21 protein-coding genes and 1 pseudogene are annotated in these 21,911 nt (G+C 68.7%); 16 read left to right on the top strand and 6 right to left on the bottom strand.

The window, feature by feature from the left end; genetic code table 11:
- The first annotated feature begins 109 nt into the window (after positions 1-109).
- The 6 genes and pseudogenes from N8A90_RS14185 to N8A90_RS14160 all read left to right on the top strand — a co-directional run bounded on the left by N8A90_RS14185 (position 110) and on the right by N8A90_RS14160 (position 6,402).
- Positions 110-1,018: a LysR family transcriptional regulator gene (locus N8A90_RS14185; protein WP_262075568.1), complete on the top strand. Its 909-nt coding sequence runs from the start codon at positions 110-112 to the stop codon at positions 1,016-1,018.
- Positions 1,019-1,121: 103 nt separating this feature from the next.
- Positions 1,122-2,180 (top strand): annotated as a pseudogene (locus tag N8A90_RS14180) (Fic family protein); the annotation flags it as partial.
- A gap of 45 nt (positions 2,181-2,225) precedes the next feature.
- Positions 2,226-2,705 carry a metallophosphoesterase family protein gene (locus tag N8A90_RS14175; protein ID WP_262075567.1) on the top strand — a complete coding sequence of 160 codons (480 nt, stop codon included), beginning with the start codon at positions 2,226-2,228 and terminating at the stop codon, positions 2,703-2,705.
- Positions 2,706-3,097: 392 nt separating this feature from the next.
- Positions 3,098-5,728, top strand: a complete 2,631-nt coding sequence (locus N8A90_RS14170; RefSeq protein ID WP_262075566.1) for a hypothetical protein — start codon at positions 3,098-3,100, stop codon at positions 5,726-5,728.
- 151 nt (positions 5,729-5,879) lie between these two features.
- Positions 5,880-6,050, top strand: coding sequence for a hypothetical protein (locus N8A90_RS14165; RefSeq protein ID WP_262075565.1), 171 nt, complete (start codon positions 5,880-5,882; stop codon positions 6,048-6,050).
- 121 nt (positions 6,051-6,171) lie between these two features.
- Positions 6,172-6,402: a DUF3606 domain-containing protein gene (locus N8A90_RS14160; RefSeq protein WP_262075564.1), complete on the top strand. Its 231-nt coding sequence runs from the start codon at positions 6,172-6,174 to the stop codon at positions 6,400-6,402.
- 23 nt (positions 6,403-6,425) lie between these two features.
- Here the strand turns inward: N8A90_RS14160 and N8A90_RS14155 are convergent, their stop codons facing one another.
- Both N8A90_RS14155 and glgX read right to left on the bottom strand, forming a co-directional pair.
- Positions 6,426-7,139, bottom strand: coding sequence for a hypothetical protein (locus N8A90_RS14155; RefSeq protein WP_262075563.1), 714 nt, complete (start codon positions 7,137-7,139; stop codon positions 6,426-6,428).
- Between the two features lie 23 nt (positions 7,140-7,162).
- Positions 7,163-9,277, bottom strand: coding sequence for a glycogen debranching protein GlgX (glgX, locus tag N8A90_RS14150; RefSeq protein WP_410087683.1), 2,115 nt, complete (start codon positions 9,275-9,277; stop codon positions 7,163-7,165).
- A 248-nt stretch (positions 9,278-9,525) separates the two neighbouring features.
- Between glgX and N8A90_RS14145 the strand changes: the two genes are divergently transcribed.
- The 5 genes from N8A90_RS14145 to N8A90_RS14125 are packed head-to-tail and all read left to right on the top strand — an operon-like array spanning position 9,526 to position 13,706.
- Positions 9,526-10,236, top strand: a complete 711-nt coding sequence (locus N8A90_RS14145) for a helix-turn-helix domain-containing protein (RefSeq protein WP_262075561.1) — start codon at positions 9,526-9,528, stop codon at positions 10,234-10,236.
- Positions 10,233-10,991, top strand: coding sequence for an ABC transporter substrate-binding protein (locus N8A90_RS14140; protein ID WP_262075560.1), 759 nt, complete (start codon positions 10,233-10,235; stop codon positions 10,989-10,991). The genes N8A90_RS14145 and N8A90_RS14140 overlap by 4 nt, the downstream gene beginning before the upstream one ends.
- Before the next feature lie 29 nt (positions 10,992-11,020).
- Complete coding sequence (locus N8A90_RS14135) at positions 11,021-11,671, top strand: amino acid ABC transporter permease (protein ID WP_262075559.1); 651 nt, start codon at positions 11,021-11,023, stop codon at positions 11,669-11,671.
- The gene (locus N8A90_RS14130) at positions 11,668-12,399 is read left to right on the top strand and encodes an amino acid ABC transporter ATP-binding protein (protein ID WP_262075558.1); all 732 of its coding nucleotides are present in this window, start codon (positions 11,668-11,670) and stop codon (positions 12,397-12,399) included. Before N8A90_RS14135 ends, N8A90_RS14130 begins: the two co-directional genes overlap by 4 nt.
- An 8-nt stretch (positions 12,400-12,407) precedes the next feature.
- Positions 12,408-13,706 (top strand): NAD(P)/FAD-dependent oxidoreductase, encoded by a 1,299-nt coding sequence (locus N8A90_RS14125; protein WP_262075557.1) that lies wholly within the window; start codon positions 12,408-12,410, stop codon positions 13,704-13,706.
- A 12-nt stretch (positions 13,707-13,718) separates the two neighbouring features.
- On the opposite strand, the gene N8A90_RS14120 is transcribed toward N8A90_RS14125, so the two are convergent.
- Positions 13,719-14,315, bottom strand: coding sequence for a TetR/AcrR family transcriptional regulator (locus N8A90_RS14120; RefSeq protein ID WP_262075556.1), 597 nt, complete (start codon positions 14,313-14,315; stop codon positions 13,719-13,721).
- Between the two features lie 74 nt (positions 14,316-14,389).
- Between N8A90_RS14120 and N8A90_RS14115 the strand changes: the two genes are divergently transcribed.
- Genes N8A90_RS14115 through N8A90_RS14105 form a run of 3 tightly spaced genes read left to right on the top strand, consistent with a single transcriptional unit; the run spans position 14,390 to position 17,660 of the window.
- Complete coding sequence (locus N8A90_RS14115) at positions 14,390-15,445, top strand: alpha/beta fold hydrolase (protein ID WP_262075555.1); 1,056 nt, start codon at positions 14,390-14,392, stop codon at positions 15,443-15,445.
- Positions 15,442-16,422, top strand: coding sequence for a fatty acid desaturase (locus tag N8A90_RS14110; RefSeq protein ID WP_262075554.1), 981 nt, complete (start codon positions 15,442-15,444; stop codon positions 16,420-16,422). The genes N8A90_RS14115 and N8A90_RS14110 overlap by 4 nt, the downstream gene beginning before the upstream one ends.
- Positions 16,419-17,660: a Zn-dependent hydrolase gene (locus tag N8A90_RS14105; protein WP_262075553.1), complete on the top strand. Its 1,242-nt coding sequence runs from the start codon at positions 16,419-16,421 to the stop codon at positions 17,658-17,660. Before N8A90_RS14110 ends, N8A90_RS14105 begins: the two co-directional genes overlap by 4 nt.
- Before the next feature lie 113 nt (positions 17,661-17,773).
- Here N8A90_RS14105 and N8A90_RS14100 read toward each other — a convergent pair whose 3' ends face one another.
- On the bottom strand, positions 17,774-18,109 hold the full coding sequence (locus N8A90_RS14100) for a hypothetical protein (RefSeq protein WP_262075552.1): 336 nt from the start codon (positions 18,107-18,109) through the stop codon (positions 17,774-17,776).
- Between the two features lie 77 nt (positions 18,110-18,186).
- On the opposite strand from N8A90_RS14100, the gene N8A90_RS14095 reads away from it, so the two are divergent.
- The gene (locus N8A90_RS14095; protein ID WP_262075551.1) at positions 18,187-19,689 is read left to right on the top strand and encodes a CYTH and CHAD domain-containing protein; all 1,503 of its coding nucleotides are present in this window, start codon (positions 18,187-18,189) and stop codon (positions 19,687-19,689) included.
- 40 nt (positions 19,690-19,729) lie between these two features.
- Here N8A90_RS14095 and N8A90_RS14090 read toward each other — a convergent pair whose 3' ends face one another.
- On the bottom strand, positions 19,730-20,185 hold the full coding sequence (locus tag N8A90_RS14090; RefSeq protein ID WP_262075550.1) for an Lrp/AsnC family transcriptional regulator: 456 nt from the start codon (positions 20,183-20,185) through the stop codon (positions 19,730-19,732).
- 122 nt (positions 20,186-20,307) lie between these two features.
- Here N8A90_RS14090 and N8A90_RS14085 point away from each other — a divergent pair, with 122 nt between their 5' ends.
- Positions 20,308-20,916: a glutathione S-transferase gene (locus tag N8A90_RS14085; RefSeq protein ID WP_262075549.1), complete on the top strand. Its 609-nt coding sequence runs from the start codon at positions 20,308-20,310 to the stop codon at positions 20,914-20,916.
- Positions 20,917-20,925: 9 nt separating this feature from the next.
- Here N8A90_RS14085 and N8A90_RS14080 read toward each other — a convergent pair whose 3' ends face one another.
- Positions 20,926-21,870, bottom strand: coding sequence for an alpha/beta fold hydrolase (locus N8A90_RS14080; RefSeq protein WP_262075548.1), 945 nt, complete (start codon positions 21,868-21,870; stop codon positions 20,926-20,928).
- Positions 21,871-21,911 lie beyond the last annotated feature (41 nt).

Genomic DNA, 21,911 nt, shown 5'->3' with positions numbered 1-21,911 from the left:
TGGAGGCAGCGGGCCAATCCGATAAGCCCGGGGGCGTCGCTTTCAAAATTCACGATTCGCGAATAATGGGCCGCCCAGTACGGTCAAGAAAGAATGGAGGACAAGCATCATGGACAGACTGCAGGCTATGGAGATCTTCACGCGCGTGGTCGAAACGCATGGCTTCAAAAAGGCTGCGGGCATCCTGTCTATCCCACCACCGACGGTCACCAAAACAATCAAGGATCTGGAGGCGCATCTCGGCGTGCGGCTCCTGAACCGAACGACCCGGGCGCTCAGCCTCACCGATGCGGGGCTGCGCTACTACAACAGCTGCACCGCGATCCTGCGCGACGTCGAGAGCGCCGAAGCAGCGATCGTGGGGCAGGCGGGGCAGATCAGGGGAGCCATCCGCGTCAGCACAACGTCCTCGTTGGCGCGCCGCTTCATCATCCCGGCGCTTCCGCAATTCGCCACCCTGTATCCCAACATCGACATCGGGCTGCTGCTGAGTGACACGGTGTCCGACCTTGTTCAGGAAGGACTCGACTGTGTCATCAGGGCTGGTGAGCCGCGACCGTCCGCCACCCTCGTTGCGCGCCGGCTTGCGACCTTCCAGTGGCTCGTCTGTGCATCGCCCGACTATCTGGCTCGGCACGGCGAACCTACGTCGCTGGACGAACTGCAGCGGCATCGTGCAGTGGGGTACATCTCCGGAAAGACGGGAAGATCAACGGAATGGCTCTTTCAGGTGGGTGAGCAGACGCACGCCATCGAAATGCCGGAGCAGATCGCAGTCGATGAAACCGAGGCATACGTTTCGGCCGGCGTTGCCGGCCTTGGAATGATTCGAAGTGCCAGCTACATGGTAGACGCGCTGATTGCAGAGGGAAGTTTGAAGCGGGTCCTCCCGAATCACGTCGCACCTGCCGAGCCTCTGTCGATCCTCTACCCGCAGAGTCGCTACCGTTCGCCCCCTCTGCGAGCCTTCGTGGACTGGTGCATCCAGATTTTTGACGAGGAAGCCAGGACTTGGTAGAAGCCAGGCAGCTTCGCGTTCCCTCTGCGTCGCTGGTTTGCCAGTTCGTACCGCTCGCGTGCGGACTCGACCTGTGGCTTGATGGTCACGTGGTGCCAGCGAGGTAACTGCGGCACACCAAGCCCAAGGTCATCTGCGCGGCCGGATGAGCGAACTGGGCCTGGTGCAGCGCGAGCAGGCCACGCTGCAGGTGCTGACCGAAGACGTCGTCAAGACCAGCGCGATCGAAGGCGAACAACTCGACCAGGCGGCGGTGCGCTCGTCGATCGCGCGGCGCCTGGGCGTGGACATCGGTGCGCTGGCGCCGGTCGACCGGCATGTGGAGGGCGTGGTCGACATGGTGCTCGATGCGACCGGCCGGCACGCCGAGCCGCTGACGGCCGAGCGTCTGTTCGGGTGGCATGCGGCGCTGTTCCCGACCGGCTACAGCGGGTTGAGCCGCATCCGCACCGGGGCGTGGCGTGACGATGCCAGTGGGCCGATGCAGGTGGTGTCGGGGCCGGTAGGGCGGCGCAAGCTGCACTACGAGGCGCCGCCGGCAGCGCAACTGGAAGCCGGGATGCACACGTTTCTGCACTGGGTCGAAGACGCAGGCGGCGCGCAGTCGTCGGGCGACCCGGTGCTGCATGCAGGCCTCGCGCACCTGTGGCTCGTCACGCTGCATCCGTTCGACGATGGCAACGGCCGCATCTCGCGCGCGGTGGGCGACCTGATGCTGGCGCGGGCCGAGCGGTCGCCGCAGCGCTTCTACAGCCTGTCGGGCCAGATCCAGCGCGAGCGCAAGGACTACTACGACCAGCTCGAAGCGACGCAGAAGGGCCCGATGGATGTGACGCGCTGGCTGGCCTGGTTCCTGGGCTGCCTGCTGCGCGCCATCGAAGGCGCGGACGCGACGGTCGGCGCGGTGCTGGGCAAGGCGCAGTTCTGGCAGCGCTGGTCGGGTGTGTCGTTCAACGAGCGGCAGATCAAGCTGCTGAACCGGCTGCTCGACGGCTTCGACGGCAAGCTCAGTTCGGGCAAGTGGGCCGCCATCGCCAAGTGCTCCGCCGATACGGCGCTGCGCGACATCAACGACCTGCTGGTCAAGGGCGTGCTCATGAAGTCGTCTGCCAGCGGGCGCAGCACGCACTACGAACTCGCCAGACACGGCGCGCTCTATTAGCGCGTCCTTGTCGCGTCGTTCGCCATCGCGTCACCAGGATTGCCCATGCCCCGCATCGCCCTCATCTCCGACACCCACAATCTCCTGCGCCCCGAAGCGCTGGCCTTCCTCGCCGGCAGCGATCACATCGTGCACGGCGGCGACATCGGCGGGCCTGAGATCCTGGCGCAGTTGGCGGCGATCGCGCCGGTGAGCGTGGTGCGTGGCAACAACGACACCGCGCCGTGGGCGGCGGATATTCAGCTGTCGCTCACGGTCCGGCTCGGCGGCGTGGCGGTGCATGTGGTGCACGACATCGCCGACCTGCAACTGGGGTCGGCCGACGCCGATGTGCGAGTGGTCGTCTCGGGCCACTCGCACAAGCCGTCGATGGTCGAGCGTGATGGTGTGCTGTTCATCAACCCCGGCAGCGCGGGGCCGCGGCGCTTCAGCCTGCCGATCTCGGTGGCGGAGTTGGTGATCGACGAGGGCCGGGTGACGCCTCGGCTGGTCACGCTGGCGGTGCCGCCTGCGCCGCGCCGCTAGCGTCCTTGGTTATTGGATAGAGGTCGAAAGTTTCGGTTTCGGCCGCATTCGGCATTCCCTCGTTACGCGCCTGAAACATGGTGTGGTGGCGCTGAGCCAGGCGCGGCCGGTCAAACGTGAGAGCTGCAACTGTCTGTGCAAAAGATTGCGGAACTTTCCACAACACCGTCAAATCGCGGCATCCGCAAGGATGAGTAGGGGCTTGTCTCCAGCAGGCGTCGGAGCATTCCGACGTGCCTTGCAGCTCAGTTCTCCGTTTGCACCCTCCGCAAGAGGTTTGCAAATCTTCTGTCATTTCCTCGCCGGTAGTCGAACAGGCTCAGTGGTCTCGAAGAGGCCTTTGCTTTGCCCTGCGCCTCGTTCGACGGTCGAGCCATCCCAACGTTTCCATCGTGTCAAAACTATTCGTCTCCTGCCTGGGCGCCTTCGCCGCCATCGCCACACTCCATCCCAGTTCTGTTCTGGCACAAAGCCGCTACCTCACCGGTCAAGGCGGCGGGTTCTCGCTGAGCAGCAGCACGGTGGTTCGCTACGGCGCCAACAACGCATTCAACGCCAAGACGCTGGCGGCCGGCGCCTACACCTGCAGCGATCAGCTCTTCGGAGATCCCGCCCCCGGTCTGCCCAAGTCGTGCTACTCGGATGGCGCACCGTCGACACCGGTCGCGTCGCCAGCGCCGGCTGCACCTGCACCTGCACCTGCACCTGCACCTGCACCTGCTCCTGCTCCTGCATCCGGCGCCTCCACCACGCAGATGAAGGAGCTCATCGGTCAGGGTGGCCGCTTCACGCTGACGACGACGACAAGCGTCGTGTATGGGCGTGGCACGCAGACGGTGACCAAGGTGCTGGCCGCAGGGACCTACACCTGCGGCGACCAGCTGTTCGGTGACCCGGCACCGGGCGTCAGCAAGTCCTGCTACACGGCCACCGCGTCCACTCCCAGCACGCCTGCGCCCGCTCCGGCGCCTGCACCTGCACCGGCACCTGCACCTGCACCTGCACCGGCACCGGCACCTGCACCGGCACCGGCACCGGCACCTGCACCGGCACCCGCACCTGCACCGGCACCTGCACCTGCACCTGCACCTGCACCTGCACCTGCACCTGCACCCGCACCCGCCCCGGCCAGCCCGAACGTGATGGGCATTTCCGGTGACGTGATGGTCAACGGCGCGGTGTCCAACGCGGAGTACCAGGCCATGGCTCAGAAGATGGGCACGGACGCTGCCATCGCCTACCGCTACGGCCCGTCCTCGGCGGAATACGGCACCGCCACGCAGGGCGGCCTGCCGGCCTACGGCAAGCGCCAGAGCCAGCCGATGAACATGGTGTCGATCCAGAACCCCAACGGCCGAGGCAACCGCGGCTGCGGCTGGACGAGCTGGTGCGGCAACTGGCAAGTCGGCGGGCCGCTCGACTACGAACCGGGCGACTACAGCTCGAGCATCCTGAACTTCGGCTACATCGCCGATGCCACGCCCGACAGCAGCTTCTACAAGAAGTCGTATGCCCCGGGCCTGGGCTCCGTGCAGGCCATCAGCATGGCGCACAACACGATGTCGATCGAGCCCGAGCCGAGCTGGACGCGCAACGACGGCGTGGCCAACGACGGCGGCGCGCTCGACGCGAGCATCGTCACCTACCTGCGCAGCTTCCCGCTCGAGAAGCCGGTGGCTTTGGGCAAGTGCTATGGCCGCGGCGGCTGGTGCACCAACACCCTGGCGGTCTACGCCGACGGCCGCATCGTGAGCGTCGGCAGCAACACCGCCAGCACGATCATGAGCACGCAGCTGCCTTCGGGCAAGGTGCCCACGGCCATCACCATCACCAACAGCGGTGAGTTCGCCCTGGTGACCGTGTGGGACACGGCCGCCATGCGCGGCCAGGTGGCCGTGCTGGCGCTGGGTGACGGCTGCCAGAACTGCACCATGGCCAACGAATCCCAATGGAGCGGCAACTGGGGCAACTGGAAGCGTTCCTACCCGGGCCTGCCGGGGCTGGGCAACTACAACTTCATCAAGCTCATCGGCTTCGTGGACCTGCCCGAGAGCATGCGCGCACCGACGGAGATCTCCGTGTCCACCGGCCTGGCCAACAACGACTACCAGCTCGTTCGCCGCTACTTCGACACCGACCTCGACAACGCGAGCGTTCGCGCCCGCTACTTCAGCGGCGACCTGGCCAACGCCTACGCCCGCACCGGCATGGCGGTGGTGATCTCGAAGTCGGAAAAGCGTGCCGCGTTCGTCGATCTGCGCCCGCTCCTGGCGTACTACAAGCAGCAGTACTTCGGTCAATCGCAGTCGGGCTTCAACAGCATGATCGCCAACCGCGGCACGCAGCCCTCGCAGTGGCCGTACACCTTCGACGTCGCGCCGAGCCAGAAGCCGTCGGTGATCAAGGTGATGGACCTGGACAACCGGCCGACCGCCGTGAAGGTGGCGCTCGCCGCACCGTTCCGCGCATTCATCGCCACGCAGGAAGGCAAGTTGCGTGTGTTCGACCTGGGGTCGGGTTATCTGAACCAGCAGGCCGGCGGCGCGCCGTCGGACATCGTGGAGCGCTTCTCCGTGGCCGTCGGGCGCAACCCGACCGGCCTGGCCTACGCCAAGGAGAAGGCGGCGGTTCCTCAGCAGATCTACCCCAACGGCGTCGAGCGCGAGATGATCGTGACCTCGCGCGGCGACCGGAAGATCCAGTGGGTTCGCTTCGACGCGAACATCGCCGCGGGCTCCGTGGCACGGACGCTGCAGGAAAGCCGGATGATCGACCCGATCTCGACGGAAGACACCGACAACCACGGCACCGAAAGCTACGTGCTCAGCGTGGCCGACTACGGCGGCAAGGGCATCCACAACTTCCTGTACGGCCCGATGGTCTGGCACACCAACCCGGCATCGACGGCCTGCTCGCCGGCCAAGGGCGGCTGCAAGCTGCTCGACAACGCGGCCTTCGAATACGGCGGCACGTTCAAGGTCCCGGGCAAGCCCTTCCACGCGATGGGCGCGAACATCAACTGATGTCGACGGGTGGTGCAGACCACCACCCATCCCTGACGCTGCACGCCTTCAGGCCTGTCAGGCGCCATTCGGCCGCCTCGCGGGCGGGCGTGCGGCCAGGCCGCGACGGCGGCCGCAACCCCCTCATTCCTCATTCAAGAAAGAAATCAACATGTCCGCAAAACTCAACGCGCTCGTCCTCCTGTCCATCGCCGCCCTGATCGGCGGCTGCGGTGGTGGCGGCAGCGACGGCGACGCCCCGGCGGCGACCGACTCGGCCGTCCAGAGCGCCTCACCTGCGCCGGCCAGCGGCAAGGACCCGATCGAGCAACGCACCAACTGATCCGCCGCCGACACGTCGGTCCAGACAGACCCGTGTCGGCCCCTTGCGCCTACAGGGGGGAGCGCGAGGCGTCGCTAAGTTCACGCCATCGAACCAACGCTCCGCAAGGAAGGAACACACCATGACCGACAACGACAAACGCAATGCCCCCGGCGGCGCCGAGCCCGACCGCATCGACCTCGTGTCCGACGCGTCGCTCGCGGAATGGGCCAGGAAGCTCGCCGTGACCGAGGATCAGTTGAAGGACGCCGTGACGAAGGTCGGCGACCGCGCCACGGATGTGGAAATGCACCTCAAGGGCAGCCGCAGCACGACCAACAGGGAGCGTGTGAAAGAAGTGGGCGGCGCCTGAGGCGAAGCGCCGCGGGCGAGCGCTCAGCCGCCCGTGGGGTTGCGACGCGCTTCGTCGCGCCGGCGTTGGTCGCGCACCGCTTCGCAACGTGGGTGTCGTGAGTACGCTGCCTGCCCGCAATGCTCGGCTTCGCAGCGCGCGGCGAGCACGAAGAACAGGTGCTCGCAGCCCACACGCGGGTCGCCGGCGTTCGCGCTGGCCATTCGGGTCGTCGGCGCGCGCGGCGATGCGGGCGCGACGGGCGCTCTCGCAGCCGGCGGTGCGGACGCGGTAACGGGGGCCGACGCAGGCCGCGGCATGGTCGACACCGTCGACTCACCGGGCGACAGCGCCGATTCCACCGGGACCTGCACGGGCGGCGGCGCGACCGCGACGGCAGCCGGCGCGGCCACCGGTGTGGCGGGCAGCGTCTGGAGCGGCGCCGCGGCCGAGGCCAGGCCAGGGGCCGCCGCGCGCTCGGGGCCGAAGCTGATCCACGCCGCGAGCAGCAGCACCGTGGCGCCGAGCAGCAGCACGGCCGCGATCAATCCGCGCGGTGCGTGTGCGGCCGGGGTGGCGTCCTTGGCCTGGTCGGACGGGTGTGCCGCAGCGGCCTGCCCTGCCCGGCGCTTCGCCTCGGCCGTCTCCAGCGCCGACGGCCCCGTCGCCGCAAAGGCCGGCAGCTTGCCCGCGCAGCCGATGCAGAACATCGCGCGGTCGCGGTTGGCGGTGTGGCAGTTGGCGCAGAGAACGGTCATGGACGCTCGGTCGGTGGGGCGGGTCAGGGTTGGCTGGTGAACATGAGCAGCGACCGGCCCGTCACGGTGTAGCCGTGGCCGGGCTCGAAGTCCACATCTTCCTGCGGGTCGAGCGCGGTGTCGATCACGCGCGTCCACACCTTGCCGCCGGCACGCGGCGGCAGCACGAAGTCGATGGCGCCTTCCCAGGCGTTGAAGACGAGCAGCACGCTGTCGTCGGCCGCGGGCTGCGGCAGCGACGACGCGGGCGCGGTGCCTTCGAGCAGCAGGCCGAAGCAGCGCGTCTGCGGGTCGGTCCAGTGGGCCTCGTCCATCTCGTTGCCGTCGGGCGCGAGCCAGGTCGAGTCCTTCACCTGCGCCGTCTCGCTGAACTGGCCGGTGAGGAAGCGGTTGCGGCGCAGCACGGGCAGCGTCTGGCGCAGGTGCGTGAGGTGCTGGGTGAACACCGTCAGGCTGCGGCCGGCCGGCGCGCTGGCGGCTTCCCAGTCGAACCACGAGATGTCGCTGTCCTGGCAGTAGGCGTTGTTGTTGCCCTGCTGCGTGCGGGCGAACTCGTCGCCGGCCAGCAGCATGGGCGTGCCCTGCGACAGCAGCAGCGTGGCGAGCATGTTGCGCTGCTGGCGGGCGCGCAGTGCGAGCACCTCGGGGTCGTCGCTCGGGCCTTCGACGCCGCAGTTCCAGCTGCGGTTGTCCGAATGGCCGTCGCGGTTGCCTTCGTTGTTGGCGTCGTTGTGCTTCTCGTTGTAGCTGGTGGTGTCGGCCAGCGTGAAGCCGTCGTGCGCGGTGATGAAGTTGACGCTGGCCCAGGGCCGGCGGCCGCGCTTGTTGAAGCGGTTGCCACTGGCCGTGAGGCATTGCGCCAGCGCCGACGCCATCGCCTCGTCGCCCTTCCAGAAGGCGCGCACGGTGTCGCGGAAGTCGTCGTTCCATTCGGCCCAGCCGGGCGGGAAGCCGCCGACCTGGTAGCCGCCGGGGCCGATGTCCCAGGGCTCGGCGATCAGCTTGACGCTGGAGAGCACCGGGTCCTGCCGGCAGCTGTCGAGGAAGCCGCCGCCTTCGTCGAAGCCGTGCGGCTCGCGCGCCAGGATGGTCGCCAGGTCGAAGCGGAAGCCGTCGACGTGCATCTCCGTCACCCAGTAGCGCAGGCTGTCGGTCACCATCTGTAGCACGCGCGGGTGGCTCAGGTTCACCGTGTTGCCGGTGCCGGTGTCGTTGATGTAGTAGCGCGGCTGGTCGGGCAGCAGGCGGTAGTAGCTCGCGTTGTCGATGCCCTTGAACGAGAGGGTCGGGCCCATCTCGTTGCCTTCGGGCGTGTGGTTGTAGACCACGTCCATGATCACTTCCAGCCCGTGGGCGTGGAAGCGGTCGACCATGTTCTTGAACTCGTCGATGTTCGGGCCGTCCATGTAGCGCTGGTCGAGCGCGAAGAAGCCGATGGTGTCGTAGCCCCAGTAGTTGGTCAGGCCCTTCTCGGTGAGGAAGGGCTGGTTCAGGAACATCTGCACCGGCAGCAGTTCGACGCTGGTCACGCCCAGTTCCTTGATCGGGCCGATCACCTCGTCGAGCGCCAGGCCGGCGAAGGTGCCGCGGAACAGCTCGGGCACCTTGGGGTGCTTCATGGTGAAGCCGCGCACATGGGTCTCGTAGAAGATGGTCTGGTTCCAGGGCACGCGCGGCGCGTCGGTCTGCGTCCACTGGTAGCGCGAATCGACCACCACGCACTTGGGCATGAAGGGCGCGCTGTCGCGCTCGTCGAAGCTCAGGTCGCCGTCGGGGTGGCCGACGGTGTAGCCGAACACCTCGGGGCCCCACTTGAGCTCGCCCATGTGCGCCTTGGCGTAGGGGTCGAGCAGCAGCTTGTGGTGGTTGAAGCGGTGGCCCTTCTCGGGCTCGTAGGGCCCATGCACCCGCAGGCCGTAGCGCGTGCCCGGCTTCAGCCCCGGCACGAAGCCGTGCCAGACCTCGTCGGTGTACTCGGGCAGCGTGATGCAGGCCGTCTCGGTGGTGCCGGCGTCGTCGTACAGGCAGACCTGCACCTGCGTGGCATGGGCCGAGAACACGGCGAAGTTGACGCCGCGGCCGGTGTAGGTGGCGCCCAGGGGGTGGGGGGCGCCTTCTTCGAGCGTGTAGGAAGTCATGGGTTCAGGCATCAACGCTCCGAACAAAGAGCAGCAATGTGCGCCCGGGCGGTCGTGACTGCTGCGGCCGGCCGGCCGGACTTGTCGTAGGCCAACACCCTCGCAACAGCCCAAGCCCAGGCCGGAAACGCCCCCGACGCTTGCCCCCTCGTTTGTCCGGATAGGCGCGTTCGGCCCCAGGACTAAGCTGGCGCGGGTTTTGCTTGTGAAATATTCACAAAAGTAAAAGTTTTACTCAACCACCTGCCATGAACCGTCGACAGCTTCTCACCCCCGAATCCGGCGATGTGCCGGACGCGAGGTCGGCGCACCGCATCCACTCGGTGATCGACCTCTGGCTGGGCGAGCAACTGCGGCGCCGACGCAAGGCCATGGGTCGCCCGTTGCTGCAAGTGGCGCAGGCGGCAGGCATTTCCGTGAGCCTGCTGAGCCAGCTCGAACGCGGGCTGCGCTCCATCTCGATGCGCACGCTCGAGGCGCTCGCGCACGAATTGCAGCTGCCGATGGAGACGTTGGTGCGCAACATCACGCACGGCGACGCGCAGGACGAGGTCGACGGCGCCGTGGTGCGCGTGGGCGCGCACCGCCGCATCGACCTGGGCGACAAGGGCATTCACAAGGAAAACCTGACGCCGCCGGCCGCGACCGGCCACGTCGAGCTTTACCGCGCCGTCATCGAGTCGGGCGGCTCGACCGGCGACGAACTCTTCTTCACCCACCGTGGCGAGCAGGTCGGCTACGTGATCGAAGGCCAGCTCGAACTCTTCGTCAACGACCGGCTGCTCGAGCTGCATGCCGGTGACAGCTTCTGCTACGACGGCAGCACGCCGCGCCGCTGGCGCAACCCCGGCCCCACGCTCACCACCGTGCTGTGGGCCATCACCCGCGCACCCTTGTCCGCAGTTTCCCCGGCACCTCCCCTCCCGCAACCGTCCACCCTCCAAGGAAAGACACCATGAAGCTCCCCGCACTTGTCGCTTCGCTGTTCACGGCGCTCGCGTTGACGATCACGGCGCCGGCCTCGGCCCAGACCGTGCTGAAGGTCGGCTCCACGCCGACCGGCAGTCCCTTCACTTTTCTCGACACCAAGACCAACACCATCGATGGCGTGATGGCGGACATCGTGAAGGCCGTCGGCAAGGAAGCCGGCTTCGGTGTGCAGATCGAGGCGATGCAGTTCTCCACGCTCATCAGCTCGCTCACCACCAAGCGCATCGACCTGATCTCGGCGGCCATGTTCATCACGCCGGTGCGGCTCGAGGTGGTCGACTTCTCGCAGCCGATCTACAGCTACGGCGAGGGCGTGGTCGTTCCGGTGACCGACAAGACCGGCTACGTCACGATGGCCGACCTGAAGGGCAAGCGCGTCGGTGTGCAGGTCGGTACCGCCTTTGTCGATCCGCTGCAGAAGAGCGGCCTCTTCACCGAAGTCAAGCTCTACGACACCACGGCTGACCTGATGCGCGACGCCAACGCCGGCCGCATCGACGCGGGCTTTCTCGATTCGCCGATCGCCGCCTTCGCGATCTCGCGCGGCCTCTTCCCGAACCTGCGCATGGCGACCACCTTCAAACCGACGATGGTCAACAGCATCGGCATCGCGACGCGCAAGGGCGACACCGAGACGATGGGCAAGGTCAACGCCGCGCTCACCAAGCTCAAGGCCGACGGCACCATCGACGGCATCCTGAAGAAGTGGGGCCTGGCGTCCTGATCGGCGCCTGAACCTTGAACGAAACAGCCATGCTGATACTGCTTGAGCGCATCCGGGAGTACTTCCCGATCCTGCTGCAGGGGGCCTGGCTCACCATTCTGGTGACGCTGGGCTCGCTGGCGCTGTCGACCGTGCTGGGCATGGTGTGGGCCGTCATGCGCGTGTCGGGCATCCGCTGGCTGGCGAACATCGCCACGACCATCGTCAACCTGCTGCGCGGCATCCCGATCATCGTGCTGCTGTTCTTCCTCTACTTCGTGATGCCGGATTTCGGCATCTCGCTGTCGGCATTGCAGGCCTCGATCCTGGGTCTGGGCATCGCCTACTCGGCCTACCAGTCGGAGAACTTCCGCGCGGGTATCGAGGCGGTGGACCGTGGGCAGGTCGAAGCCGCGCGCGCCATGGGCATGGGCTGGCCGCTGATGATGCGGCGCGTGGTGCTGCCGCAGGCCGTGAAGATCGTGCTGCCGCCCTACGGCAACATCATGATCATGATGCTCAAGGACTCGTCGCAGGCCTCCACCATCACGGTCGCCGAGCTGGCGCTGCAGGGCAAACTGATCGCCACCTCGACCTTCCAGAACGCGACGGTGTTCTCGATGGTGGCGGTGATGTACCTCGTCATGTGCGTGCCGCTGATCCTTCTGGTGCGGCACCTCGAGAAGCGGAACAAGACATGATCGAGATCCGTGGACTGCAAAAGTTCTTCGGCACGCACCATGTGCTCAAGGGCGTCGATGCATCGGTCGCCAAGGGCGAGGTGGTCTGCATCATCGGCCCGTCGGGCTCGGGTAAGTCGACCATCCTGCGCTGCATCAACGGGCTGGAGAGCTACAGCGGCGGCACCATCGACATCGACGGCGTGCACGTCGACCACCAGGCGCCCAGCATCAAGCTGATCCGCACCGAAGTGGCGATGGTGTTCCAGCGCTTCAACCTGTTCCCGCATCGCACCGTGATCGAGAACGTCGTCGAAGGCCCGATCTTCGTCAAGGGCGAGGCCCGCGCGAGCGCCACTGCCCGCGGCAAGGAGCTGCTGGCCAGCGTCGGCCTGGCCGACAAAATCGACGCGCATCCCTCTCAGCTGTCGGGTGGGCAGCAACAGCGCGTGGCCATCGCCCGCGCCCTGGCGATGCAGCCCAAGGCCATCCTGTTCGACGAGCCGACCTCCGCGCTCGACCCGGAGCTCGTCGGCGACGTGCTGGAAGCGATGCGAAAGCTGGCCGAGGCCGGCATGACCATGGTCGTGGTCACGCACGAAATGCAGTTCGCGCGGGAGGTGGCCGACCGCGTGTTGTTCATCGACGGCGGCATCGTGGCCGAGCAGGGCCCCTCGGCCGACGTGCTCGGCAATCCGCAACACCCGCGCACGCAGGACTTCCTGCGGCGTGTTCTCCATCCGATGTGAAAGGCCCCATGCCACAAGAAGATTTCTTTCCGTTGACGCCGTCGCTCTGGGCCGCCACCGCCGCGCCCGCGCCGGACACGGCACCGCTCGACGGCGACGCGCAGGCCGACGTGGTCATCGTCGGCGCCGGCTACTGCGGCTTGAGCACGGCCTTGCATCTGGCCGAACGTGGCGTGCGCGTGGTGGTGCTGGAGGCCCGTGACATCGGCTTCGGCGGCTCTGGCCGCAACGGCGGGCAGGTCATCCCCGGCTTCAAGTACGACCCGAGCGAAATGATCGCGATGTTCGGCGCCGAGAAGGGGCAGCGTCTCGTCGACTTTGCAGGGAGCACCGCGGACGCGGTGTTCGACCTGATCGACAAGCACCGGATGGACGTGCCGCATGTGCGGCGCGGCTGGATCCAGGGTTCGCACACATCGGACGCCCTCAAGCTGGCCGAGCGCCGTGCGCGCGACTGGGGCGCGCAGGGCGTCGCCACGCAGCTGCTCGATCGCGCAGAGACCGCGCGACTGCTCGGTACGGACAAGTATTTCGGTGGCTGGGTCGATCCGCGCGGTGGCGGCGTGCAGCCATTGAGCTATGCGCGCGGGCTGGCGCGCGCCGCCATCGCCGCCGGCGTGGTGATCCACACCGCGTCGCCGGTCACGCAGTTGGCCCAAGCCGGCGGAAAGTGGCACGTCACCACGAAGCAGGGCGCCAAGGTGGTCGCCGAACGGGTGGTGCTGGCCACCAACGGCTACACCGACGACCTCTGGCCGCAGCTGCGCAAATCCATCATCAACGCCAACTCGTTCCAGGTCGCGACCGAGCCGCTGCCCGAGTCGGTGCGCCGCAGCATCCTGCCCGAGGGTCATGTGTCGTCGGACGCGCGCAACCTGCTGCTGTACTACCGCATCGACCACACAGGGCGCCTGCTGATGGGCGGGCGCGGCACCTTCCGCGAGCCCGACCCCGCGCAGCCGGGCGACTGGTCGCATCTCGAGAACGTGGTCGCCAAGCTGTTCCCCCAGGCGGCCGGGGTGCCGATCGCCTACCGCTGGTGCGGGCATGTCGCGATCACGCGCGACTACATGCCGCACCTGCACGAGCCGGCGCCGGGCCTGCTGATCGACATCGGCTGCCAGGGCCGTGGCGTCGGCCTGCAGACCCGCATGGGCCAGGCGCTGGCCGAGTACATCGCGACCGGCAACCGGCAGGCGCTGCCTGTCGCGCCGTCGACCATCAAGCCGTTTCCGCTGTACGGCCTGCGCCGGCTCTACGTCTCGGCCGTGATCGGCTGGTACAGGATGACCGACGGGGGCGTCTGAGCCGCCTTCGCGTCAGGCCGCGAAGGCGTTGTCGACCAGCGCCTGCACGAAGCCCTTGTCGAGCCCCTTCAGGCCGAACTGGAAGCGGTAGAAGATGGTGCCGTAGATCTGGTCGTACAGCGCCTCGGCCGGGCGCTGCGACGCGATGCTGCCGTCGCGCTGGCCGCGGCGAATCACGCGCGCACCCAGGGCGCGGCGCACGCTGAGGTAGCGCGCCACGAAGAGCTCCGACGTGCCCGTCTCGGCCATGCATTCGGCCAGCACCGCCAGCTGCACCCGGCCCAGGTCGCCGCGCAGCGCTACCAGGTACCGCTGCGCGTGGGCGCGGATCGCCTCGGGCGGCGGCAGCGTTTCCGAGAGCGGGAGCATCACCGTCGCCTGGCGCATGTAGGCGTCGATCAGCAGCTGCAGCCGGCCTTCCCACCACTTGTAGATCGTCATCTTCGACACGCCCGATTCGGCCGCGATGGCCTGGATGGTGGCGCCGCGCAGGCCCTGGGTGGCGCTCAGGCGGTAGGCGGCGTCGAGCACGGCACTGGCCGCCACTTCGGAGCGCGGGCGGCCGCGGCGCCTGGGGGTGTCGTCATCGGGTGGCGGGGTGGCATGCATGTTGCGTCACTTTGCTGTACGCAGAGTATAGTTATTCAGCCGCACGATCGAAGCACCAAAAAAGGACACCGACCATGACCGCCCCGCCCGCACCCGATGCCCATGCGGCACGCCCCGACACGGGCGTGTTCCAGGCCGGGGACGTGGTGCTCCAGTCCGGCCGCACCTTCCGCCACATGTCCCTGGTCTACAAGACCTTCGGCACGCTGAATGCCGAGCGCTCCAACGTCATCCTCTACCCGACCTCGTACGCCGCGCAGCACACCGACATCGAGCACATGGTGGCCGAGGGCGGCGCGCTCGACCCGTCGAAGTACTTCATCGTCATCGCCAACCTGTTCGGCAACGGGCTGTCGAGTTCGCCGTCGAACACGCCCTGGCCCGACGTGGGCACGCGCTACCCCGACGTCACCTATTACGACGCGGTGCATGTCCAGCGCCGCATGCTGGCCGAGCTGTGGGGCATCGAGCGGGTGGCGCTGGTCTACGGCTGGTCGATGGGCGCCATGCAGGCCTACCACTGGGCGGCGCTGTTCCCCGACGCGGTCGACCGCATCGCCGTGGTGTGCGGCGCCGCGCGCTGTGCGCCGCACAACCGCGTGTTCATCGAAGGTGCAGCGCACGCGCTGATGGCCGATACGGCCTACCGCGACGGGCTGTTCACCGAGCGGCCGGTGCGCGGCCTGCGCGCCATGGGCCGCGTCTATGCGGGCTGGGCGCTGTCGCAGACCTTCTACCGCGAGGAGATGTGGCGAAAGCTCGGCGCCTCGTCGCTGGAGGACTACCTCGTCAGCCACTGGGAGACCACCTTCGCCCGCCGCGACCCGGCCGACCTGCTGGCGCAGTTCCGCACCTGGCAGACGGGCGACATCAGCGCCAACGCCCTGTACGGCGGCGACCTGAAGAAGGCGCTCGGCGCCATCCGCGCCCGCGTGCTGCTGATGCCCGGCGACCACGACCTGTACTTCCAGGTCGACGACAACCGGGCCGAGCTGTCGCACCTGCGCCACGGCGACCTGCAGCCCATTCCGTCGGTGTGGGGCCACCGCGCGGGCAACCCCAGTGCCGTCCACCAGCCCGAAGACCGGGCCTTCATCGAGACGCGCGTGAAAGCGCTGCTGGCCGAATGACCCCCATCACAGACACGGCCGAAGCAGCACCGCGCACCGTGCGCAAGCCCGCCACCTTCCGCGTGAGCGCGCAGGACCTGAAGGCGCTGGCCGTGCGCTCCGACGCGGCCGGCGCGCGCCGCGCCTTCGGCCATCTGGGCGCCATCGTGCTCGGTGGCGTCGCGCTGTGGCACGCGCTCGGCACGGTGTGGGCGGTGCCGCTCACGCTGCTGCAGGGCTGGTTCATCGCCTTCCTCTTCAACGTGGTGCACGAGACCGCGCACCAGACGGCCTTCCGCACCCGCGCCTTCAACCATGCGCTCGGCCACTTCGCCGGCTTCGCGGTCTTTCTGCCCTACGAGTACTACCGCGCCTACCACTGGGTGCACCACCGCCACACGCAGGACCCGGACAAAGACCCCGAGCTCGCCAACCCGCTGCCGCGCACCCGCGCCGCCATCGCCTGGACCTGGACCGGCATGCCGATCTGGGTCGGCCGCGCGAAGCTGCTGTGGCGCCATGGCGTGCTCGGCCGCGTGACCGTGCCCTGGGTGCCGGACGACAAGCGCGGCCTGATCGTGCGCGAGGCGCGTGCCTACCTGGCGGGCTACGCGCTGATCGTGGCCGCCTCGGTCGCCACCGGCTCGCTCGCCGCGCTGTGGCTGTGGGTCGTGCCGCTGATGACCGGCCAGCTCTTCCTGCGGCCCTACCTGCTGGCCGAGCACACCGGCTGCGCCCACAGCAACGACATGCTGGCCAACACGCGCACCACCTACACCAACCGCTTCGTCCATTTCTTCGCGTGGAACATGCCCTTCCACGTGGAGCACCACGCCTACCCGGCCGTGCCCTTCCATGCACTGCCCAAGCTCAACGCCATGCTGGCGCCGCACATCGTCAACACGTCGCCCGGCTACCCCGCGGCGACGGCGGCGGTGCTGCGCCACCTGCTGTCCACCGACACCCCCGCCCCTTCACACGGAGAACACCTGACATGACCGCACTCTCGATCAACGGCGACCGCCTCTGGGCCAGCCTGATGTCCCTCGCCGAAATCGGCGGCACGCCCGCCGGCGGCGTGGCCCGGCTGGCGCTGACCGAGCTCGACCGCCAGGGGCGCGAGCGCGTCATCGGCTGGGCGAAGGAAGCCGGCTGCACCATCCGCGTCGACCAGATCGGCAACATCTTCGCGCGCCGCCCCGGCCGCGAGAACGACGCGCCCGCGGTCGCCTCGGGCAGCCACATCGACACGCAGCCGACCGGCGGCAAGTTCGACGGCAACTACGGCGTGCTGGCGGTGCTCGAAGTCTTCCGCACGCTGAACGACCACGACATCCAGACGCGCCTGCCGCTGGAGATGGCGATCTGGACCAACGAGGAGGGTTCGCGCTTCGTGCCCGTGATGATGGGCTCGGGCGTGTACGCCGGCGCCTTCACGCTCGAGACCGCACTGGCCGCGGTCGACCGCGAGGGCATCAGCGTCGAGAGTGCGTTGAAGGCCATCGGCTACGCCGGCGACACGCCCGCCGCCGTCTCGGCCGGCGCCCCGCTGTTCGCGGCCTACTTCGAGGCGCACATCGAACAGGGCCCGGTGCTGGAAGACGCCGACGTCGTGATCGGCGCCGTCACCGGCGCGCTCGGCCAGCGCTGGTACGACATCACCGTGACCGGCCAGGAGGCCCACGCCGGCCCGACGCCGATGGCGCTGCGCCGCGACGCGCTGCAGGCCGCCACGAAGCTGATGCAGGAGACGGTCGCCATCGCGCTGCGCCACGCACCGCACGGCCGGGGCACCGTGGGCACGGTCGACGTGTTCCCCAGCTCGCGCAACGTGATCCCGGGCCGCGTGAAGTTCACCGCCGACCTGCGCAACATCGACGACGAAACGCTGTCGATGATGGACGCCGAGATCCGCGCGGCCTGCGCCGAAGTCGCTGCCGCGACCAAGACGAAGGTCGACATCGAACAGGTCGTGTACTTCCCGCCGACCGCCTTTGCACCGGCACTGGTCGAAGGCGTGCGCCAGGGCGCGAAGACGCGCGGCTACAGCTGCATGGACGTGGTGAGCGGCGCCGGCCACGACGCGGTGTACGTCGCGAGCCAGCTGCCGGTGGGCATGATCTTCGTGCCCTGCAAGGACGGCATCTCGCACAACGAGGTGGAAGACGCCAAGCCCGAACACCTGACGGCCGGCTGCAACGTGCTGCTCGACGCGATGCTCCTCGCCGCGGCCTGAAGGTTGGCCCACCCCCGAAGCGGCGCACTGCGTGTCGCCGCCTCCCCCTCAAGGGGGCGATACCAGCGGCCCGGCAAAGCCGGTTCCGCGGTATCCCTGGAATTCCGCAGAATTCAGGGCATTGGATCTGAGCCTTCGTCGTCCAGCTGAGGCGTCTGCCACCCCAGCAGCTCGGCCAGCCGCAGCACCACCCAGCGCGCCTCGTCCGGCGACACGCCCGAGCCGGCGGAGCGCAGGCCGGCGTGGATGCGCTGGAGCACCTCGTCTTCCGACGGCACCTCGACGTGCGCCAGGATGCGCGCCTGCTCGACCAGCGCGGTCGCGAGGTCTTCGCACACCTCGTAGCGTTCGCGCACCGTGCCGATGGGTTCGCGCAGGCGCTGGCGCACCGGGTCGGTGAAGACGGCGAAGAAGGAGGGCGGGATATCGATCTGGTAATCGTCGGACATGGCGCGATCATGCCCGGCATTAAGGTGGGGCCACCGTGCAGCGACGACACTTCGGTGCCACCGATGCGAGACACGCCATGGAAATCGAATTCAAGTTCCACATTCCCGCCGAGCGCCTGAAGACGCTCGAAGCCGCCGTGCGCCGCGCGCCGGTGCAGCGCACCCGCCTGCGGGCGCGCTATTTCGACACCGCCGCCGGCACGCTGGCCGCGCACGGCGCCGTGCTGCGGCTGCGCCAGGAAGGCCGGCGCTGGGTGCAGACGGCCAAGGCGCTGGGCGACGGCCCGCTGCACCGGCTGGAGCACAACGTCGACCTCGGCCTGGCCCGCGCCGGCGCGGCGCCGATGCCCGACGTGCAGCGCCACGCCGGCACGCCCGTGGGCGACACGCTGACGCGGCTGCTGGCCGATGCGGGTCAGCCGCTCGCCGAGACCTACGGCACCGACATCTGGCGCCTCACGCGCGCACTGCGCACGCCCGGCGCCGTGGTCGAGCTGGCGCTGGACACCGGCACCATCACCGCCCACCCGGTCGACGGCGGGACCGCACGCATGGCCGCGGTGTGCGAGCTGGAACTGGAACTGGTGCGAGGCAGCGTGGAGGGGCTGGTCGCGCTGGCCTATCGCTGGTCGCAGCAGCACCGGCTGTGGTTCGACACGGTGTCGAAGGCCGAGCGGGGCGAGCGGCTGCTCGCCGGGATCGAGCGCGGACCGGCGGTGAAGGCGACCGCCCCGCGCCACGCCACGGGCGACGGCTTCCCGTCGGGCCCGGCGGTGCAGCGTGCGGTGGTCGCCGCCTGCCTGGCGCAGATCCTGCCGAACGCCAGCGAGGTGGCGGCCGGCAGCGAAGACGCCGAACACATCCACCAGCTGCGCGTCGGCATCCGCCGCCTGCGCACCGCGCTGCGCGAACTCGACGCGCTCGGCCCCGGTTTCGACGCGGCCTGGGAGGCGCCGCTGGTGGCGGCCTTCCGCGCGCTCGGTGCGCACCGCGACGCGGAGGTTGCTGCCGGCACCGTCGCGCCGGGCCTGCTTGAGGCCGACGCGCCGGAGATCGTGCTGCCGGCCGACACGTCCGAGGCACCTGCGCCCGGCACCGTGGTGCGCAGCCCGGGCTTCCAGGCGGCGCTGGTCGGGCTGATCGGCTTCGCGGCGCAGCCGCTGCCGGACGACGGCATGGCACCGTCCGATGCCCGCCGTCATTTGCGCGAACGGCTGCAGGCGCTCCACGACCGCGCCTGCAAGGACGGCAAGCGTTTCGACACGCTCGACATCGCCGCGCGGCACGCGGTGCGCAAGCGCCTCAAACGGCTGCGCTACCTCGCGGAATTCGTCGCGCCGCTGTTCGACGCCGCACGGGCCGAGCGTTACTTCAAGCGCCTCGGCCCGGCGCAGGACGCGCTGGGCCACGCCAACGACGAGCAGGTGGCGCTCGGCGTCTACCGCGCGGCCGCCGCGAGCGACCCGCGTGCCTGGTTCGCGGTCGGCTGGCTGAGCGCCAGGCAGTCGGACGGCATACAGGCCAGCCGGCGCGCACTGCGCGAGGTGGCCGACGCCCCCCGCTTCTGGAAGAAGCGCTAGCGCCCGGCCTTCGGCGGCTGGGCCGGCGGGCTTCTGCCAGTTACTTCGGCGCCTTCGCGGCGCGCACGGTCGCGTGCTTGCGGACCGGGCTCGACAGCACCAGCGACGTGGTCACCGCGCCGTCCACCGCCAGGGCATCCACCACGCACTCCAGGTCGGCCGCCTCGGCGATGGCGCAGCGCACGACGAAGCAGTCCGCACCGGTCACGCGATCGACGCTCAGCACCTCGGGCATGGCCTCGAACAGCGCCAGGTAGCGGGCGATGCACGCGTGGGTGGTCTCGATGCGGACGATGGCCTCCAGGCCCACGCCCAGGGCGCGCAGGTTGACGCGCGCGCCATAGCCTTCGATGACGCCGGCGCTCTCGAGCTTGCGCACGCGCTCGCTCATGGCCGGCTGCGAGAGCCCGATGCGCTTGCCGAGCGCCGCCAGGCTCTGGCGCGCGTCGGTCTGCAGGGCTTCCAGGATCAGGCGGTCCTTCTTGTCGATGTTCATGGGAGGGTGATGGGGTCTCGGTGCCGATGGGCGATCGGTTTGTACGGCGGATTTTCGATGAGTTGCCATTCGCCCATCGCCCGCGCACCGCTATCGTGGCCCGACCTCATCCTGGAGAACCCATGCAACTCGTCGGAATGCTCGACTCCCCTTACGTGCGGCGCGCCGCGATCTCGCTGCGGCTGCTGGGACTGCCCTTCGAGCACCGCTCGATCTCGGTGTTCAGCACCTTCGAGCAGTTCCGCGCGATCAACCCGGTGGTGAAGGCGCCGACGCTGGTCTGCGACGACGGCACGGTGCTGATGGATTCCACGCTGATCATCGACCACGCCGAGACGATGGCCGGGCGCCGCCTGACGCCGGCCGATGCCGCCGCGCGGCTGCGCGATCTGCGCATCACGGGGCTGGCGCTGGCCGCGTGCGAGAAGACGGTGCAGATCGTCTACGAACGGAACCTGCGGCCGGCCGAGAAACAGCACCAGCCCTGGCTCGACCGGGTGCAGGGCCAGCTCGACGCGGCCTATGCGGCGCTGGAGCATGAGTGGGCCATGACACCGCTGTCGGCCGAGCCGCAGGCCATGACGCAGGCCGGCGTTTCGGCCGCGGTGGCCTGGGCCTTCACGCAGATGATCCTGCCCGGTGCGATCGACCCGGCCGCCTGCCCGACGCTGGCCGAGTTCTCGGCCCGTGCGGAACGCACGCCGGCGTTCCTGGCGGCACCGCAGATCTGAGGCGCGCGCTCAGTTGAGGAAGCTGACCAGCGCCGGGATCACCTGCTCGGGCGCTTCTTCCATCAGCCAGTGGCCCGAGCCCTTGACGATCACGCCTTCGACGTTTGTCGCCACCATCTTGCCCTGGTCGATCAGGAAGCTGCCGCCGGCCTTCTCGCCGGAGAGCACCAGCATCGGCATGGGCAGCGGCGTCTTGCCCAGTTCGGCGAACTCCGCCGCGTCGCGCTCGAAGGCCTTGAAGTACTCGAAGCCGGCGCGCATGCCGCCCGGTTGCGCATAGGCCTTGGCGTAGAGGCGCCGGTCGGCTTCGGGCACCGAGTGCTTCGGGTCGGCCGCGAAGTCGTTCCAGAAGTGCTCGAAGTAGATGCGCTCGCGCCCCTTCACCAGCGCCAGCGGCGTGGTGCCGTGGAAATGGAAGTGCCACAGGTCGCGCAGCAGCCAGACGTTCTGCCATTGGCCGATGCCGGGCAGGAAGGCGTCCATGAGCACCACGCGCTCGGTCTCGGCCGGGAACTGCGCGGCATAGGCATAGGCCACCATCAGGCCGATGTCGTGCCCGACGATGCTGGCCTTGGGGATGCCGAGCGATTTCACCAGGTCATGGATGTCGACGGCCATGTTCTTCTTCTCGTAGCCGGTCTCGGGCTTGGCCGAGTCGCCGGCGCCGCGCAGGTCGGGAACGATCACGGTGTGGGTCTTGGCCAGCAGCGGCATCAGCGGGTTCCACATGTGGCCGGTTTCGGCATAGCCGTGCAGCAGCACGACGGCCGGGCCGCTGCCGCCGATGCGGTAGTGGATGCGCGTGCCGTTGACCTCGGCGAAGCGCGAGCGGAAGCCCGCGATGGCGTCGGCGGCCGGCGCGGCGTGGGCCGTGCCGCCCAGGGTCAGCGCGGCGCCGAGGCCGGCGGCGCCGGCGATCAGGGCGCGGCGGGTGGGGAGGGTGTCGGTGGTCATGGTGAAAGTCCTTTCGGTGGGTGTTGAAGCGATGGGGTGAA

Origin of the sequence: Variovorax sp. N23 (assembly GCF_025486315.1) — a bacterium.
Classification (GTDB): Bacteria; Pseudomonadota; Gammaproteobacteria; order Burkholderiales; family Burkholderiaceae_C; genus Variovorax.
This window is presented reverse-complemented; position numbering and strand designations above follow the sequence as displayed.

Bases quoted from the DNA above. Each gene is read 5' to 3' on its own strand.
- N8A90_RS14125 (WP_262075557.1), top strand. From the start codon at position 12,408: ATGCCACAAGAAGATTTCTTTCCGTTGACGCCGTCGCTCTGGGCCGCC.
- N8A90_RS14155 (WP_262075563.1), bottom strand. From the start codon at position 7,139: ATGACCGTTCTCTGCGCCAACTGCCACACCGCCAACCGCGACCGCGCG.
- glgX (WP_410087683.1), bottom strand. From the start codon at position 9,277: ATGACTTCCTACACGCTCGAAGAAGGCGCCCCCCACCCCCTGGGCGCC.
- N8A90_RS14160 (WP_262075564.1), top strand. From the start codon at position 6,172: ATGACCGACAACGACAAACGCAATGCCCCCGGCGGCGCCGAGCCCGAC.
- N8A90_RS14115 (WP_262075555.1), top strand. From the start codon at position 14,390: ATGACCGCCCCGCCCGCACCCGATGCCCATGCGGCACGCCCCGACACG.
- N8A90_RS14120 (WP_262075556.1), bottom strand. From the start codon at position 14,315: ATGCATGCCACCCCGCCACCCGATGACGACACCCCCAGGCGCCGCGGC.
- N8A90_RS14165 (WP_262075565.1), top strand. From the start codon at position 5,880: ATGTCCGCAAAACTCAACGCGCTCGTCCTCCTGTCCATCGCCGCCCTG.
- N8A90_RS14085 (WP_262075549.1), top strand. From the start codon at position 20,308: ATGCAACTCGTCGGAATGCTCGACTCCCCTTACGTGCGGCGCGCCGCG.
- N8A90_RS14130 (WP_262075558.1), top strand. From the start codon at position 11,668: ATGATCGAGATCCGTGGACTGCAAAAGTTCTTCGGCACGCACCATGTG.
- N8A90_RS14095 (WP_262075551.1), top strand. From the start codon at position 18,187: ATGGAAATCGAATTCAAGTTCCACATTCCCGCCGAGCGCCTGAAGACG.
- N8A90_RS14090 (WP_262075550.1), bottom strand. From the start codon at position 20,185: ATGAACATCGACAAGAAGGACCGCCTGATCCTGGAAGCCCTGCAGACC.
- N8A90_RS14175 (WP_262075567.1), top strand. From the start codon at position 2,226: ATGCCCCGCATCGCCCTCATCTCCGACACCCACAATCTCCTGCGCCCC.
- N8A90_RS14140 (WP_262075560.1), top strand. From the start codon at position 10,233: ATGAAGCTCCCCGCACTTGTCGCTTCGCTGTTCACGGCGCTCGCGTTG.
- N8A90_RS14135 (WP_262075559.1), top strand. From the start codon at position 11,021: ATGCTGATACTGCTTGAGCGCATCCGGGAGTACTTCCCGATCCTGCTG.
- N8A90_RS14110 (WP_262075554.1), top strand. From the start codon at position 15,442: ATGACCCCCATCACAGACACGGCCGAAGCAGCACCGCGCACCGTGCGC.
- N8A90_RS14080 (WP_262075548.1), bottom strand. From the start codon at position 21,870: ATGACCACCGACACCCTCCCCACCCGCCGCGCCCTGATCGCCGGCGCC.
- N8A90_RS14100 (WP_262075552.1), bottom strand. From the start codon at position 18,109: ATGTCCGACGATTACCAGATCGATATCCCGCCCTCCTTCTTCGCCGTC.
- N8A90_RS14145 (WP_262075561.1), top strand. From the start codon at position 9,526: ATGAACCGTCGACAGCTTCTCACCCCCGAATCCGGCGATGTGCCGGAC.
- N8A90_RS14185 (WP_262075568.1), top strand. From the start codon at position 110: ATGGACAGACTGCAGGCTATGGAGATCTTCACGCGCGTGGTCGAAACG.
- N8A90_RS14105 (WP_262075553.1), top strand. From the start codon at position 16,419: ATGACCGCACTCTCGATCAACGGCGACCGCCTCTGGGCCAGCCTGATG.